General features: G+C 72.5%; 13 protein-coding genes. 4 read left to right on the top strand and 9 right to left on the bottom strand.

All coding sequences use genetic code 11. The features are described from left to right. Positions 1-23: 23 nt before the first annotated feature. The 9 genes from LPU43_RS26950 to LPU43_RS26910 all read right to left on the bottom strand — a co-directional run bounded on the left by LPU43_RS26950 (position 24) and on the right by LPU43_RS26910 (position 10,057). Positions 24-506, bottom strand: coding sequence for a GNAT family N-acetyltransferase (locus tag LPU43_RS26950; RefSeq protein ID WP_229403353.1), 483 nt, complete (start codon positions 504-506; stop codon positions 24-26). Beyond that, the gene (locus LPU43_RS26945) at positions 503-1,858 is read right to left on the bottom strand and encodes an NtaA/DmoA family FMN-dependent monooxygenase (protein ID WP_229403352.1); all 1,356 of its coding nucleotides are present in this window, start codon (positions 1,856-1,858) and stop codon (positions 503-505) included. The genes LPU43_RS26950 and LPU43_RS26945 overlap by 4 nt, the downstream gene beginning before the upstream one ends. A 15-nt stretch (positions 1,859-1,873) precedes the next feature. After that, on the bottom strand, positions 1,874-3,082 hold the full coding sequence (locus tag LPU43_RS26940) for an LLM class flavin-dependent oxidoreductase (protein ID WP_229403351.1): 1,209 nt from the start codon (positions 3,080-3,082) through the stop codon (positions 1,874-1,876). Beyond that, complete coding sequence (locus LPU43_RS26935) at positions 3,079-4,722, bottom strand: dipeptide ABC transporter ATP-binding protein (RefSeq protein WP_229403350.1); 1,644 nt, start codon at positions 4,720-4,722, stop codon at positions 3,079-3,081. The genes LPU43_RS26940 and LPU43_RS26935 overlap by 4 nt, the downstream gene beginning before the upstream one ends. Further along, complete coding sequence (locus tag LPU43_RS26930) at positions 4,722-5,612, bottom strand: ABC transporter permease (protein ID WP_229403349.1); 891 nt, start codon at positions 5,610-5,612, stop codon at positions 4,722-4,724. The genes LPU43_RS26935 and LPU43_RS26930 overlap by 1 nt, the downstream gene beginning before the upstream one ends. 4 nt (positions 5,613-5,616) lie before the next feature. Next, positions 5,617-6,546, bottom strand: coding sequence for an ABC transporter permease (locus tag LPU43_RS26925; RefSeq protein WP_229403348.1), 930 nt, complete (start codon positions 6,544-6,546; stop codon positions 5,617-5,619). Then, positions 6,543-8,186, bottom strand: coding sequence for an ABC transporter substrate-binding protein (locus LPU43_RS26920; protein WP_229403347.1), 1,644 nt, complete (start codon positions 8,184-8,186; stop codon positions 6,543-6,545). Before LPU43_RS26920 ends, LPU43_RS26925 begins: the two co-directional genes overlap by 4 nt. Positions 8,187-8,626: 440 nt before the next feature. Next, positions 8,627-9,160: a flavin reductase family protein gene (locus LPU43_RS26915; protein WP_229403346.1), complete on the bottom strand. Its 534-nt coding sequence runs from the start codon at positions 9,158-9,160 to the stop codon at positions 8,627-8,629. A 33-nt stretch (positions 9,161-9,193) separates the two neighbouring features. Continuing rightward, positions 9,194-10,057, bottom strand: a complete 864-nt coding sequence (locus LPU43_RS26910; protein WP_229403345.1) for a DUF1684 domain-containing protein — start codon at positions 10,055-10,057, stop codon at positions 9,194-9,196. A gap of 750 nt (positions 10,058-10,807) precedes the next feature. Between LPU43_RS26910 and LPU43_RS26905 the strand changes: the two genes are divergently transcribed. Genes LPU43_RS26905 through LPU43_RS26890 form a run of 4 tightly spaced genes read left to right on the top strand, consistent with a single transcriptional unit; the run spans position 10,808 to position 14,752 of the window. Continuing rightward, on the top strand, positions 10,808-11,872 hold the full coding sequence (locus LPU43_RS26905) for an ABC transporter substrate-binding protein (protein WP_229403344.1): 1,065 nt from the start codon (positions 10,808-10,810) through the stop codon (positions 11,870-11,872). Then, complete coding sequence (locus LPU43_RS26900; protein WP_229403343.1) at positions 11,869-12,705, top strand: ABC transporter permease; 837 nt, start codon at positions 11,869-11,871, stop codon at positions 12,703-12,705. Before LPU43_RS26905 ends, LPU43_RS26900 begins: the two co-directional genes overlap by 4 nt. Further along, positions 12,681-13,418 (top strand): ABC transporter ATP-binding protein, encoded by a 738-nt coding sequence (locus tag LPU43_RS26895; protein WP_229403342.1) that lies wholly within the window; start codon positions 12,681-12,683, stop codon positions 13,416-13,418. The genes LPU43_RS26900 and LPU43_RS26895 overlap by 25 nt, the downstream gene beginning before the upstream one ends. Continuing rightward, on the top strand, positions 13,415-14,752 hold the full coding sequence (locus tag LPU43_RS26890) for an LLM class flavin-dependent oxidoreductase (protein ID WP_229403341.1): 1,338 nt from the start codon (positions 13,415-13,417) through the stop codon (positions 14,750-14,752). The genes LPU43_RS26895 and LPU43_RS26890 overlap by 4 nt, the downstream gene beginning before the upstream one ends. Positions 14,753-14,765 lie beyond the last annotated feature (13 nt).

The raw sequence follows: 14,765 nt of genomic DNA, 5'->3' as shown, positions 1-14,765 counted from the left end.
GACCGTCACTTCCGGCGCAGGGGTCATGGGCGGCGTACCGCCAGGGCGAAGCAGCGCGAGTAGGGCAGGGTGTCGTACGGGGCGAAGACCGGGATCGGCCGGTAACCCGCCTGCTCGTACCGGCGGATCGCGTCGGGTTGCCGGTCGCCGGTCTGCAGCACGATGCGGGACGCGCCGAGCTGGCCGGCGGCCTCCCGGGCCGCGTCGAGCAGACTCCCGGCGACCCCGCGCCCCCGATGGGCGGGCGGTACGTACATCCGCTTGAGCTCCAGGTCGGGACCGTGCCACCGCATGGCGGCGTGCCCCACCGGCGTGGCGTCGGCCGTGTACGCCACGCCGGTCCACGCGACCGAGGTCGGGGTGAGCACCTGGGCCGTGGGCAGGTGGATCGGGTCGTCGGGGCGGTCGGCGTACCGGTGGCGCAGTTCGGCCGTCATTCCTGCCCGCAGGGCCGTGGCGTCCGGGTCGTCCCAGCGCCGGCGGTAGACCGTGACGGGCGTGGTCACGCCGCACCGACGCGGCCGACCGGGCGGGCGGGGCCGAGACCGAGGTGGTCGCGCAGGGTGGTGCCGGTGTACTCGGTGCGGAAGACGCCGCGTTCCTGTAGCAGTGGGACGACCTGGTCGACGAACCGGTCGAGACCGCCCGGGGTCAGGTGTGGCACCAGGATGAACCCGTCGGCGGCGTCGGACTGGACGAAGTGGTCCATCCGGTCGGCGACCTGCCGGGGGGTGCCGACGAACGACTGCCGGCCGGTGACCTCGATGATGAGGTCACGGATTCCGAGGCCCTTCTCCTCGGCCAGGGCGCGCCACCGGCGGGCGGTGGCCACCGGGTCCGGGTACATGCCGGCCCGGCCTCGACTGATCGCGTCGGCGCTCACGTCCGGGTCCACGGCGGGCAGTGGGCCGTCCGGGTCGTACGCGGACAGGTCCCGGTTCCACAGCTGTTCCAGCAGCAGGATCGCGGTCTGCGGGCTGACCTGCTGGCGGCGGATGTGGTGGGCGCGTTCCTGCGCCTCGGCGTCGGTGTCGCCGAGCACGAAGGTGACCCCGGGGATGATCTTCAGGTCGTCGGGGTGACGGCCGTATCGAGCGAGCCGGGACTTCACGTCCCGGTAGAACTCCTGGCCGTCCTCCAGGGTGCCGTGCCGGGAGAAGATGGCGTCGGCGCTGGACGCGGCGAACTCGCGACCGTCGGGCGAGTCGCCGGCCTGGAGGATCACCGGGTGCACCTGCGGGCTGCGCGGCACGGTGAAGTGCCCGGCGATGTCGAACTGGTCGCCGTGGTGGGCGAACGCGCCGGGATCCGCCTCCGTCACGTACCGTCCGCCGTCGCGGTCCCCCACGATCGCCTCCGCCGGCCAGGACTCCCACAACTCGCGGGCGGTCCGGACGAACTCGGCGGCCCGCTCGTAGCGCAGGGAACGGTCGAGGTAGCCGCCCCGGCGGAAGTTCTCCCCGGTGAACGCGTCGGACGTGGTCACGACGTTCCAGGCGGCGCGACCGCCGGAGAGGTGGTCGAGGCTGGCCAACTGGCGGGCCAGCTCGTACGGCTCACGGAAGGTGGCGTTCAGGGTGCCGGCCAGCCCGAGGTGGCTGGTGACGCTCGCGAGGGCGGCCAGCAGGGTCAACGTGTCCGGACGGCCCACCACGTCCAGGTCGTGGATGCGACCGCGCTGCTCGCGCAGGCGCAGCCCTTCGGCGAGGAAGAAGAAGTCGAACTTGCCGCGCTCGGCGGTGCGGGCCAGGTGGACGAACGAGGAGAAGTCGATCTGACTACCGGAGTCGGGGTCGCTCCACACGGTCGTGTTGTTCACGCCGGGAAAGTGCGCGGCCAGGATGATCTGCTTGGGCATGGCGGTCTCCAGGAATCAGGCGGTCTCCGCGACGGCGTACCGGCTGGCCGGTCGGGGCAGGCCGAGCAGGTCGCGCAGCGTCCCGCCCGGGTATCCGACGCGGAACAAGCCCCGGCCTCGCAGCGCGGGCACCAACGCACGGGTGATCAGGGTCAGGTCGTGGGGAAGCACGGCAGGCCGCAACCGGAAGCCGTCCACACCCGAGCGCTGCCAGGTGGCGAGCAGGTCCGCCAGGTCGGCCGCCGTTCCGGTGAACGCGGTCGCGTCCGAGCGGAACTCCCGGCCGTGCAACTCGTCGAGGCGGGCGCCGCGCCGGCGAGCGAGGGAAGGCGACTCGTCGAGCAGGACATTCAGGTCGGCGAAGACGCGCAGCGGCGGTTCGGTCCGGCCGACGGCCGCCTCGGCGGCCCGGACCTCGGCGACGATCGCGGCGGCGTGCGCGGCGTCGGTCGGGGTGACGAAGACGACGTCGGCGTGCCGGGCGGCGAAGGCGTACGGCACCGACGAGTGGGCCAGCGCGGCCACCACCGGCTGGCCCTGCGGCGAGCGCGGCACGATGGAGGGGCCCTTGACCGAGAACCACCGACCCACGAAGTCGATGTAGTGCAGCCGTTCCCGGTCGACGAAGCGCCCGCTGGCGACGTCCCGGATCTCGGCGTCGTCCTGCCAGCTGTCCCACAGCCGGCGGACCACCTCCACGGCGTCGCCGGCCTCCGCGATGAGGTCACCGACGAGGCGGACGACCTCCGGATCGTCGAGCCGCGTCGGATCCCACGCGGGGAACTCCCGACGGCCGAAGTGACCGGCCTCGGCTCGCCGGGCGGAGACCCGGGGCCGCCAGCCGGCCCGGCCACCGCTGAGGTGATCGAGGGTGGCCAGCCCGGTGGCGAGGTGGAACGGTTCGGTGTGGGTGGTGCTGGTGGTCGGCACCAGCCCGATGTGCCGGGTCAGCGGGGCCAACCGGGCCGCGATCTGTACCGCGTCGAGGCGTCCGCGGAGCTGGTCGACCCGGCCGTCGGGGCCGTCGGGTCGCGTCGACTGGAGGTCGAGGCTGTCCTCGAAGGTGAGCAGGTCCAGGGTGGCGCGTTCGGCCTCCCCGGCGAGGGCGGCCCAGTAGCGGGCGGTCAGCGGCGCCGACGCGCCGGCGCGGGAGAGACGCCAGGCGGCCGGGTGCCAGCCGAGGCCGTCGAGGGCGACTGCCAGGTGCAGGGTCTTCTCGGTCATGGGCGTTCCTCCTGCGGTCGGCCGGCGGCGACGAGCGTGGGCAGCGCGTCAAGCAGGGATCGGGTGTAGTCGTGTCGCGGGTGGGTGAAGACGTCGCCGACCGGTCCCTGCTCGACCACCGTGCCGTCGTGCATCACCAGCACCCGGTCGCTCAGGTGGTGCACCACGCCCAGGTCGTGCGAGATGAAGAGCAGCGCGGTGCCGTCGGCGGCGCGTAGCTCGGCCAGTAGGTCCAGGACCTGCGCCTGGACGGAGACGTCGAGGGCGGAGACCGGTTCGTCGCAGATGATCAGACTCGGTCGGGGGGCGATCGCGCGGGCGATGGCGACCCGCTGCCGTTGCCCGCCGGAGAGCTGGCGGGGGTGCCGGTCCAGCAGGTCCGGCCCGAGGCCGACCCGGCGTAGCAGGTCGACGACGTGCGGCCGCCGGTCCCGCCGGTCCACGTCGGGGTCGAGGTTCTCCCCGATCACCTGACCCACGGTGTAGCGGGGGTCGAAGGAGCTGAGCGGATCCTGTGAGATCAGTTGCAGCCGGCGGCGCATCGGGCGGCGGGTGCGTTCGCGGACGGCGGACCACGGCGTTCCCTCGAAGGAGACGGTGCCGGCCTCGGGGTCGAGCAGGCCGGCGACGATCCGCGCCACGGTGCTCTTGCCAGAACCCGACTCCCCCACCAGCCCGAGCGTCTCGCCGCGCCCCACGGAGAAGGTGACGTCGCGGACGACGGTGTGCTCGCCGTACCTCTTGGTCAGCCCGCGTGCGTCGAGCACCCGGTCGGCGGGACGGACCTCGACGCGGGCAGGAAGTGCCACCCGGGCACCCGCGACCGGGGGCGTCGCGGCGAGTCGGCGGCCCCGCGACGACGCCGACGGCACCGCGGCCAGCAACTGCCGGGTGTACGGGTGTTCCGGGGCCCGCAACAGCCGGTCGGTGGGCCCGTTCTCGACGACGCGACCGTCGCGCATGACCAGCACCCGGTCGGCGACCTGGGCGACCACCGCCAGGTCGTGGCTGATCAGCAGCAGGCTCACCCCGGCGGCCCGCCGTTCGGCGAGCAGCCGCAGGATCTGGGCCTGCACGGTGACGTCCAGCGCGGTGGTCGGCTCGTCGGCGATGAGCAGTGCCGGTTCCCCGGCGATCGCCGAGGCGATCAGCGCCCGCTGCCGCAGCCCGCCGGAGAGCTGGTGCGGATACTGTCGGGCCCGACGCTCCGGCTCCGGCAGGTGGACCAGGTCGAGCAGGTGGGCGACCCGGCCGGCCCGTTCCCGGCGGCCGACGATGCCGTGCGTGGTGAGCACCTCGCCGACCTCGGCGCCCACTGTGCGCAGCGGGTCGAGGGAGACCAGCGCGTCCTGGAGGACCAGCCCGGCGAGGCGTCCCCGAACCCGCCGCCAGTCCCGTGCGCGGTGGGTGCGCACGTCCTCGCCGGCCAGGTCGAGTCGGGCGGCGCGGATCCGCGCACCCGGGCCGGCGAGACCGACCAGGGTACGGGCGGTGACGCTCTTGCCGGAGCCGGACTCCCCGACGACGGCCACGCACTCGCCGCGATCGACAGTGAAGCTGATCCCGCGCACCGCGGCCACCCGGCCGGTCGGGGTGTCGAAGTCGACGTGCAGATCCTCGACCGTGACCAGCGGCGCCATCAGCGCCGCCGCCCGTCGAAGCGGGCCTGCCAGTGCCGACCGACGACGGTCAGCGAGACCACGGTGGCGGTGACGGCCAGGCCGGGCAGGATGCTGATCCACCAGGCCACCTGGAGATAGTTGCGCCCCTCGGAGAGCATCGCGCCCCACTCCGGCGACGGCGGCTGGGGGCCCATGCCGAGGAAGCTGAGCCCGGCGGCGGCCAGGACCGCCTCACCGAGCCCGATCACGGCGAGTACCGGCACCGGACCGACCACGTTGGGCAGCACGTGCCGCAGCACCAGCCGAGGCCGGGACTGCCCGAAGGTGACGGCCTGTTCGACGAAGCCGGAGCGGCGGACCAGAAGCGTCTGACCACGCACCACCCGGGCGTGGTGCGGCAGGGTGGCGATACCGATGGCGCCGATCAGGCTGGCGGTGCCGGGGCCGGCGATGGCGATGAACAGCAGGGCCAGCAGCAGCATCGGAAATGCCGACAGCGCGTCGAGCGTGCGGCTGAGCGCCTCGTCGGCGACCCGGTGCGTGAGGCCGGCGAGCAGGCCGAGCAGCACCCCACCGGTCACCGCGATCGCGGTGGCGGCGACACCGATGGTGAGCGAGTGACCGGCGCCGTGCACCACCCGGGTCAGGACGTCGCGGCCGAGGTGGTCGGTCCCGAACCAGTGCCCGGCGCCGGGCGGACTCAGCACGGCGAGCGGATCGGCCGCGAGCGGATCGGCGGGGGCCAGCGCCGCCGGCGAGGCGGCGGCGACGACCAGCAGGACGAGGTACGCCCCGGCGGCGAGCAGACCGGGTCCCGGCCGGAACCGTCGGCGTACGGCCGGTTCGGTCGGGTCGACGCGGATCCGGGCGGGCGCGTCGGTGAGCGGAGGGCCCAGGGTGACGGTCATTCGGTCAGCTCCTTCGCAGACGCGGGTCGACCAGCAGGTACGCCAGGTCGGCGGCGGTGTTGACCACGACGTAGCCGGCGGCGGAGAGGGTGACCACGGCCAGCACCACCGGCATGTCCTGGTTGGCGACGGCCGAGAGGATGACCTGGCCGAGGCCGGGCCGACCGAAGACCTGTTCGACGATGACGGTGCCGCCGATCACGATGCCGAAGACCCAGCCGGCAAGGCTGACGGCCGGCAGTAGGGCGTGCCGCAGCGCGTGACGAAGCAGGACACCCCGTTCCCGGACGCCTCGGGACCGGGCGGTGAGCACGAACGGCTGGTCGATGGCCCGGTCGAGCCCGTCGCGGAGCACCTGGGCGAGCAACCCGGCGATGGGCAGCGCCAGGGTCACGGCGGGCAGCACGAGCGCGCCGGCCCCCTGATCGCCGGAGACCGGGAAGAACCTGAACCGGAACGACAGCACGCTGAGCAGCAGGAGCCCGATCAGGAACGACGGGGTGGAGACCAGCAGCAGTTCGGTGCCGGAGCTGAGCCGGCGCAGCCACGGTCGCCGGTTCCCGGCGGTGGCCACCGCGATGACCAGGGCGAGCAGCACCCCGAGCCCGGCGGCGGCGACCGCGAGCGCGAGAGTGGGGAGGAGCTGTTCGCCTATCACGTCGGAGACCGGACGTTGCAACAGGTAGGAGCGGCCCAGGTCGCCGTTGACGAGCCGCACCAGATAGTCGACGTACTGCACCACGGCGGGCCGGTCCAGACCCCACTGGGCGATGATCTCGGCACGGATGTCCGGGGTGTCCGCGCCGTCGCCGATGATGTTGTCCACCGTGTCGCCGGGAGCGGCCAGCAGCGCCAGGTAGGCGGCGGTCGCGGCGACCCAGAGGACGAGCAGGCCGGCACCGATCCGGCGGGCCACCGCGCGCAGGGCTCTCACTTCCCGATCCACAGGTCGTACGCGCTGGCTGGTACGCCGGCGGTGGGCTCGAAGCGGACCCCGCCGACGCTGGTGCTGGCGGCGATCTGGTCGGCCGGGGCGTAGAGCGGCAGCACCAGTGCCTGCTCGGCGACGACGCGCTGCTGCAGTTCGGCGTAGATGCCGGCCCGCTTCGCCGGGTCGCCGGTGGCCTGGCCGGTTTGCAGGAGCTGGTCGATGCGCGGATCGTTGACCCGGGCGCGGTTGATGCCGCCCTTCGAGTGCAGCAGCAGGTTGAGCGCCGCACCGGCGTCGGTGTCGGCCCGGGAGTTGTCGAACACCTCGTACTCGTTGCGCGCGAACGCCTCGTTGGCGGTGCCCTGGTCGACGAGGGAGACCTTCAGGTCGATGCCGGCGCTCTGCTTGACCGCGGCCTGCACGGCCTGGGCGAGGACGTCGCGACGGTCCCGGACGAAGGGAGCGGACTGCACCAGCCGTACGGTGAGCCGCCTGCCGTCCTTCACCCGGAAGCCGTCGGCGTCACGTGCCGTCCAGCCGGCCTGGTCGAGCAGGGTGTTCGCCTCACCCGCGTCGCCGCCGTACCCGCCTTCGAGGCTCTTGTCGTAGAGCGGGCTGGACGGGCTGATCACACTCCAGGCGCGGGTGGCGGTGTCCCGGTAGACCGACCGCAGCACCGTGTCCACGTCGACGGCCTCCCGGAACGCCTGCCGGACCCGCAGATCGTCAAAGGGGGCGTGGGAGCTGTTGAAGTAGTAGGAGTAGGCGGAGCCGGAGTTGAGTTCGCGGCTCAGTCGCAGGCTCGCGTTGCCGGTGACCAGTGGCTGGTCGGTGGCGGGAACACCTTCGACGAGCTGCACCTGACTCGACGTGAGGGCGCCGACGCGGACCGCCGATTCCTTGAGGAACCGGTAGGTGATCTCGTCGAGGTACGCCGGGCCGGTGTGGGTCGCGGTGGGCGGCGCCCAGTCGTAGCCGGGGTTGCGCCGGTAGTGCAGCTCCTGGCCGGGGACGTAGCGGTCCAGCACGAACGGTCCGGTGCCGGCGACGTCGACGCCGCCGGCCTTGAGGTTCTTCGCCGCGCGCAGCGACTTCGGCGAGACCTGAGCGCCCTGCGGGGAGGCGAGGAAGTCGAGGATCAGCACGTCGGGCGTGGTGAGGGTGAGCCGTACGGTGCGCGGGTCGACGACCTCGACGGCCTTGAGGTTGCGCAGTTGCACGGCGGCGACGGCGGGGGCGTACCCGGGCTCGCGGAGTTTGTCGATGTTCGCCCGCACGGCTGCGGCGTCCAGGGGCGTGCCGTCGGAGAAGGTGACGCCATCGCGCAGTGTCAGGGTGTATGACAACCCGTCCGGGGCGGTCTGCCAGCCGGTGGCCAGCCACGGCACCAGCTTGCCCTGCTTGTCGTAGGTGAGCAGGGACTCGAAGGTGTTCCAGACCAGCAGGCGGGCCTTGGCCTGGGCGTACTGGTGCGGGTTGAGGGTGATCGGCTCGGTCTCCACGGCCCAGGTCAGGCTGCCGCCGGAGCGCGGCTGACCGGCGGCCTCGCCGGCCGGCCCGGCGGCGTTGGCGCAGCCGGCGGCGACGGCGAGCAGCGGGGCGAGCGCGGCGGCGGCGAGGGTTCGCAGACGGTTGGCGGGCATGGCGAGGTCTCCTGTCCAGGCAGGCGGTTCGGGTACGCCGACACCTGGCCCGGCGCGGTGGGCGCGGGTGGTCAGGGTGTCGGTGCTGATGGCTCGGCGGCCGGCTCGGCGTTGAGCCCCACCTCGGCGGGCCGGTGGGCGGGCCGGGTGAGCGGGGTGCCGGTCAGGCCAGACAGGAACTCGACCACACCCGACCGAAGTCGATGTGGCCACGGATCGTCAGCCGCAGCTCGCTGGACATGAACCGAGTCCACCTCTCCCGCGCGGCGGCGTCAACGAATCGCTCGATGGATGTCGGCTATCGCACGCAAGGCCGTCGATTCGTTGACGCAATACCTACTAAGGCCATAGGGTTTACAGGGATTGTGCCCGGCGGGTCGACAGGTGGCCCACGCTGATGACCCTTTCGACGACGACCGGCGGAGGACGCCGGCCCGATGTCAGGCGGCGGTGCGTCGGGCCGTGCCGTCCGAAGCGTCCGCGAGACCGGCGTAGCGACCCCGGTGGTAGAGCAACGGGGAGCCGACGTCGGCGTGCCGGAGCAGTTCCGGCTCGGCCAGCACGACCACGTGATCGCCGACGACCACCCGGTCGACGACCCGGCACACCAGCCAGGCCAGGGCGCCGTCGAGGATCGGCAGCCCGTTCGGCCCGGGCCGCCAGCGGGTCGGAGCGGCGAAGCGGTCGATCCCGCTCGTGGCGAAGGTCCGGGCCAGGTCCTGCTGGCCGTGGGCGAGCAGGTGCACCGCCACGTGCCGCGCCTGCGCCAGCGTCGGCCACGTGGACGAGCCGAGGTTCAGGCAGAACGAGACGATCGGCGGCGTCAGCGACACCGAGGTGAACGATGTCGCGGTGAAGCCCACCGGCGGCGCGCCGGGGGCGGTGACCACCGTGACGGTGCTGGCCTGGTGGCGCAGCAACCTGCGCAGCGCGTCGGCGTCGGCGTCGGTCGGGTCGTCGGTGGACGAGGTCATGGCGTTCCTCCCGAGGGGTGAGGGCGCGGGTCGCTAGGGACGGGCGGCGAGGTCGGCCGCCAGCCGGTCGAACGGGATCTTCTCGCCGGCTTCGACGGCGACCGGCAGCCGGTTCTCCGTCGGTGGCAGCGGGCAGGTCGCGAAGTCGGTGTACGCGCACGGCAGGTTGACGGCCCGGTTGAAGTCGAGCGTCACCCGGCCCTGCTCGTCCGGTGCCCCGACGGTCAGCGACCGGTTGGCCCCGTAGGTGGTGACGCCGGAGGTGGTGTCGGTGAACAGCACCGACAGGCTGCCGGGCGTCGCGCCGTTGAACGCGGTCAGGCTCAGCGGCAGCCCGTCGACGCTGAACTCGATCCGACCGGGCGCGTCGTAGACGTGCTGGAGGCCCTCCACGGCAGCGCCGACCGTGGTCGGCCGGGGACGATCGAACGGCACGAACCGCCCCTGGAGCACCCACCGTTCGGCGGGCGGGTAGGTGGGGGTGCCCTGGTAGCGCGTCCGCAGCGGGTGATCGGGGCGTCGGGGTCGAAGGATGTCGTGCCCACCCCGCCTGGCCACCTCGAGGACACCACCGTCGATCTCCACGGTGATGCCGGCGCGCTCGGCAATCGCCCCGAACTGATGCCTCTCCCGGACACGCCGGCCGTCGACGACGATCTCCTCGTCGTCGGCGAGGGTCACCACCGGCCCGTCCTTCCCGGTGCGCCACTCCCCGGGCACACCGGGGAACCGCTGCGCCTCCCCGGTGAGCCAGTGCAGTCCGGCCACGGCGAGGAAGCCGTGGCGGTCCGCCCGCGCCGCCTCGTGCCGGCGGTGCCACTCCTGCCAGTCCTCGGCGAACGCGCGGGTGGATCGTGCGGCGTCGGCGGATGCGGACGGTGCGAGATCACTGGTCATGACGGATCCCTCTCGTTGAGGTGCGGCTGCTCGGAAACGGGTGCGGAGGTGCCGGACCCGAGCCGGCGGGACGACGACCGACGGGCAGGGATCGCCCGTTCAGGCCGGTAGGGCCGGAAGGATCGCGACACGACAGAGCTGCGCGGCGACCCGCATCAGGTCGACGACCCGGCGGGAGGTGAAGAGCCGAACAAGCAGCATGGGCCGATTTTCCTACCAACCAAGTAGGATTTCAAGCCCCCGTAGCCGGGCATCTCCGGGCGGGTCCCAGGGCCCAAAATCCTACTTGACACATAGGGAATGTGGGTTACCGTCGTATCCGTGACCAGCCGACGCACCCTGTTTCAGGGCACCGCCATCGCGGTGTCGCGGGGATGCTGCCGTGGCTGGACCGCCGCCTGCGGCCGCTGCCGCTGAGCCCGCGCTCCCTTCTTTTCCCACTCGCGCCGCCGGCTCGACGACGACCGGCAGCCGACTCCTCGCACCGATCGACCGTTGCTCGCCGCCCTACGTCCACGCGTACCCGGGGCGGCGCGTACCTGTCTTCGTCGACCAGGAGGACAGCCATGACCGTCATCGCCGAACCCGTGACTCCGGTCGACCCGGACGTGTTCCGTGCTCTGCCGCGCCGGCACGCCGCCTCAGTCCTGGCGGTCACCGCCGCCGATCGCCAGTCACCGCGACGGTGCGCCCCTGCTCCACCACATGGGGCGCTACGCCGCCCCGCAACCAGCGACGAAGGAGTCGTACGTGACCTCATCATCCTTCCTGGACCGTCGGGCGTTCCTGTCCGCGACCCTCGGCGCGGTGACGCTGAGCCTGACCGCCTGCGCCGGCGACGACACACCCGCCGTGGCGTTGGCCGCGGACGCGCCGCTGCCTGAGGTCGTGCCGAAGGGCACCAGGCTGGTCGTCGGCGACAAGGAGCACCAGAAGGCGATCGAGTTCTCCGGTGAGGCGGACAAGTTCAGCTTCGAGGTGGAATGGGCGAACATCAGCGGCGGCCCGCAGACCCTGGAGGCATTCCGCGCGAAGGCGCTCGACGTCGGGTCGGTGGCCGACATCCCGCCGATCCACTCGCACTGGACCGGCATCCCCACGAAGATCGTGGCCTCGAAGTTCCGCCAGGACCCGCTCAACCACGCCATCTACCGGCTCGGCATCGCGCCCGGTGTCACGGTCGCCACCCTCGCCGACCTCGGCGGGAAGAAGATCGCTTACAGCCCGGGACAGGCGCAGGGAGCGCTCGTCCTGCGGGTACTCCACAAGGCCGGACTCACCAAGAAGGACGTCAAGCTCGTGGAGCTGCCGAGCACCGATGATGTCTACGCGACCGCGCTCGCGAGCCGCCAGGTCGAGGTCGCGCCGATCGGCGGGGTGCAGATCAAGCGCTACGAGACCAAGTACGCCCGGGACGGCGCGACGACGATCGCGCACGGACTGCGCGACGATCCCGGTCACCTCTACGCGCCCGTCACCGTGCTCGGTGATCCGGCGAAGGCGGCGGCGATCCGCGAGTACACGCAGGCGTGGGCGCGGGCCTGGCGGTGGCGCGAGGCCAATCCGGACGAGTGGATCGAGCGGTACTACGTCAAGAACCAGGGCCTCACCGCCGACGACGGCAGGTGGCTGGTCCAGAACGGCGGCGTGGCCGACATCCCGGCGAGCTGGACCGAGGCCATCGCCCGGCACCAGGAGACCATCGACCTGCTCGCGAAGGAGACCGGCAACAAGCCCCTCACGGCGGAGGACCTGTACGACCGACGGTACGAGTCGGTCGGTGCGCAGGCGCTGACCGCCGGGGGTGCCCGGTGACCGTCTCGGCACCGACCCGGCCCCGGTCGGCCGCCGCCGTTCCCGCCGGCCGGCCGCGACGCCGGCTCAAGCCGGGTCGCCCGATCCCGTTCGGGGCGGCGATCGGTCCGACCCTGCTGCTGGCGGTATGGGCAGCCGGCTCGGCGGCCGGCTGGATCGACCCCCGTACGCTGTCGGCGCCCTGGACCGTGGTGACCACGGCGGGTGACCTCATCGCCGACGGCCGCCTGCAGGACAACCTGGCTGTCTCCGCTCAACGGGCGGGCCTGGGCCTCGCCATCGGCACCGCCGTCGGCACGGTGCTGGCCGTGCTCGCCGGTCTGAGCCGGTGGGGCGAGGCCATCCTCGACGGTCCGGTCCAGATCAAGCGGGCCATTCCGGCTCTCGCGCTGCTTCCGCTGCTCGTTCTCTGGTTCGGCATCGGCGAGCAGATGAAGGTCGTCACCATCACGCTGGGCGTGTTCGTTCCCGTTTACATACATACGCACCACGGGCTGCGCACCATCGACAGCCGCTACGTCGAGCTGGGCGAGTCGCTTCGGCTGCGGCGTACCGCGTTCATCCGCCGGATCGTGCTGCCCGGCGCGCTGCCCGGTTTCCTGCTCGGCATGCGGTTCGCGGTCGTCGGGGCGTGGCTGTCCCTGGTGGTCGTCGAGCAGATCAACTCCACGAGCGGCATCGGCTACATGATGGAGCTGGCCCGCGAGTACGGCCAGACCGACGTGATCATCGTTGGACTCGTGCTGTACGGACTGCTCGGGCTGCTGTCCGACGGCGCCGTCCGGCTCGCGCAGAGGAAGGCCCTGTCGTGGCGACGCACGCTGGCGGACTGACCGCATCCCGCGCCGTACGCGTGCACAACCTGGCGCGAGGATTCGGGGACCGGGTCGTCCTCGACGGATTCGACCTGGAGATCGCCCCGGGCGAGTTCGTCGCGCTGCTGGGGCGCAGCGGCTCGGGCAAGAGCACCCTGCTGCGTGCGCTCGCCGGCCTGGACGGCGACGCCGCCGGCTCGGGCCTGGTCGACGTGCCGGAGAACTCCTCGGTCGTCTTCCAGGACGCCCGGCTCCTGCCGTGGCAGCGCGTGCTGGACAACGTCCTCCTCGGCCTGCGCGGGCCGGACGCCACCGAGCGCGGCCGTGCGGCGCTCGCCGAGGTCGGCCTCGCCGGGAGGGAGCGGGCCTGGCCCAACGAGCTGTCCGGCGGCGAGCAGCAACGCGTGGCGCTGGCCCGGGCGCTGGTGTCCGAGCCGGAACTGCTGCTCGCCGACGAGCCGTTCGGCGCGCTGGACGCGCTGACCCGGCTGCGCATGCACGCCCTGCTGCGCGTGCTCCATGCCCGGCACCGACCCACGGTGCTGCTCGTGACACACGACGTCGACGAAGCGATCACGCTGGCCGACCGGGTGCTGCTGCTGGACAGCGGCCGGATCGCCGTCGACCTCGCCATCGACCTGCCGGCACCGCGGTCGTACCGACAGCCGCAGTTCCTCGCGTACCGCGAGACCCTGCTGCGGGCGCTCGGCGTCGACGAGACGGAAGGATGAGCATGCTGCACCTCAACGCGTTCCTCATGGGCGTCGGCCACCACGAGGCGGCCTGGCGGCTGCCCGAGAGTGACCCGTTCGCGCAGACCGACGTCGAGCACTTCACGCGCCTGGCCCGCATCGCCGAGCGCGGCAAGCTCGACTCGCTCTTCCTCGCCGACAGTCCGGTGCTGTGGAACAGCATCGGTCGACGTCCGGGCGGCACTCTGGAGCCGACCGTGCTGCTCACCGCCCTGGCCGGCGCGACGAACCACATCGGGCTCATCGCGACGGCGTCGACGACGTACAACGAGCCGTTCAACCTGGCCCGCCGCTTCGCGTCGCTCGACCACATCAGCGGCGGGCGGGCCGGATGGAACATCGTCACCACCGCCGGCGAGAAGGCGGCCCGCAACTTCAACCTGGACGACCTGCCCGCCCACCGGGACCGGTACGAGCGGGCGGCCGAGTTCATCGAGGTGTCCCTGAAGCTCTGGGACAGTTGGGACGACGCGGCGCCGCTCGGCGACAAGGACGGCGGACGGTGGGGCGACGACGATCTGCTCTACCCGCCGGAGCACTCCGGGCGGCACTTCCGGGTGGCCGGCCCCCTCAACGTCCCACGTTCCCCGCAGGGTTACCCCCTGCTGGTGCAGGCCGGTTCGTCCGAGGACGGCAAGGACCTGGCTGCCCGCTACGCGGAGGCGGTCTTCACCGCCCAGCAGACGCTCGCCGAGGCGCAGGCGTTCTACCGCGACCTCAAGCGGCGTGCCGCGCAAATCGGCCGCGACCCGGACACCATCAAGATCCTGCCGGGCATCGTTCCGGCCATCGGGGCCACCGAGGCCGAGGCCCGCGCCCTGGAGGAGGAGCTGGACCGGTTGATCAAACCGGAGTACGCCCGGCAGCAGCTCGCCACGACGTTGCGGGTTGCTCCGGAAGACCTCGACCTGGACAAGGAACTGCCCGCCGACCTGCCGAGCGAGGACGAGATCGAGGGCGCCAAGAGCCGGTACACGCTGATCGTCACGCTGGCCCGGCGCGAACGGCTGACCGTCCGCCAGCTCATCGGCAGGCTCGGCGGCGGGCGCGGGCACCGCACCTTCGCCGGCACGCCGGAGCAGGTCGCCGACGCCATCGAGCAGTGGTACCGCGGCGGCGCGGCCGACGGCTTCAACATCATGCCTCCCGTACTGCCGTCCGGGCTGGAGACGTTCGTCGACCACGTCGTGCCGATCCTGCAACGCCGCGGGCTGTTCCGCACCGAGTACACCGGGACCACCCTGCGCGAGCACTACGGGTTGCCCCGACCGGCCAACCAGTTCACGCGGCTGCCGGCGGCAGCGAACCGCTGACCCGACGCGAAGG

It is taken from the genome of Micromonospora okii (genome assembly GCF_020884795.1).
Taxonomy (GTDB): Bacteria; Actinomycetota; Actinomycetes; order Mycobacteriales; family Micromonosporaceae; genus Micromonospora; species Micromonospora okii.
Note: the sequence above shows the minus strand (reverse complement) of the source record. Positions and strands in the feature narration are given on the sequence as shown.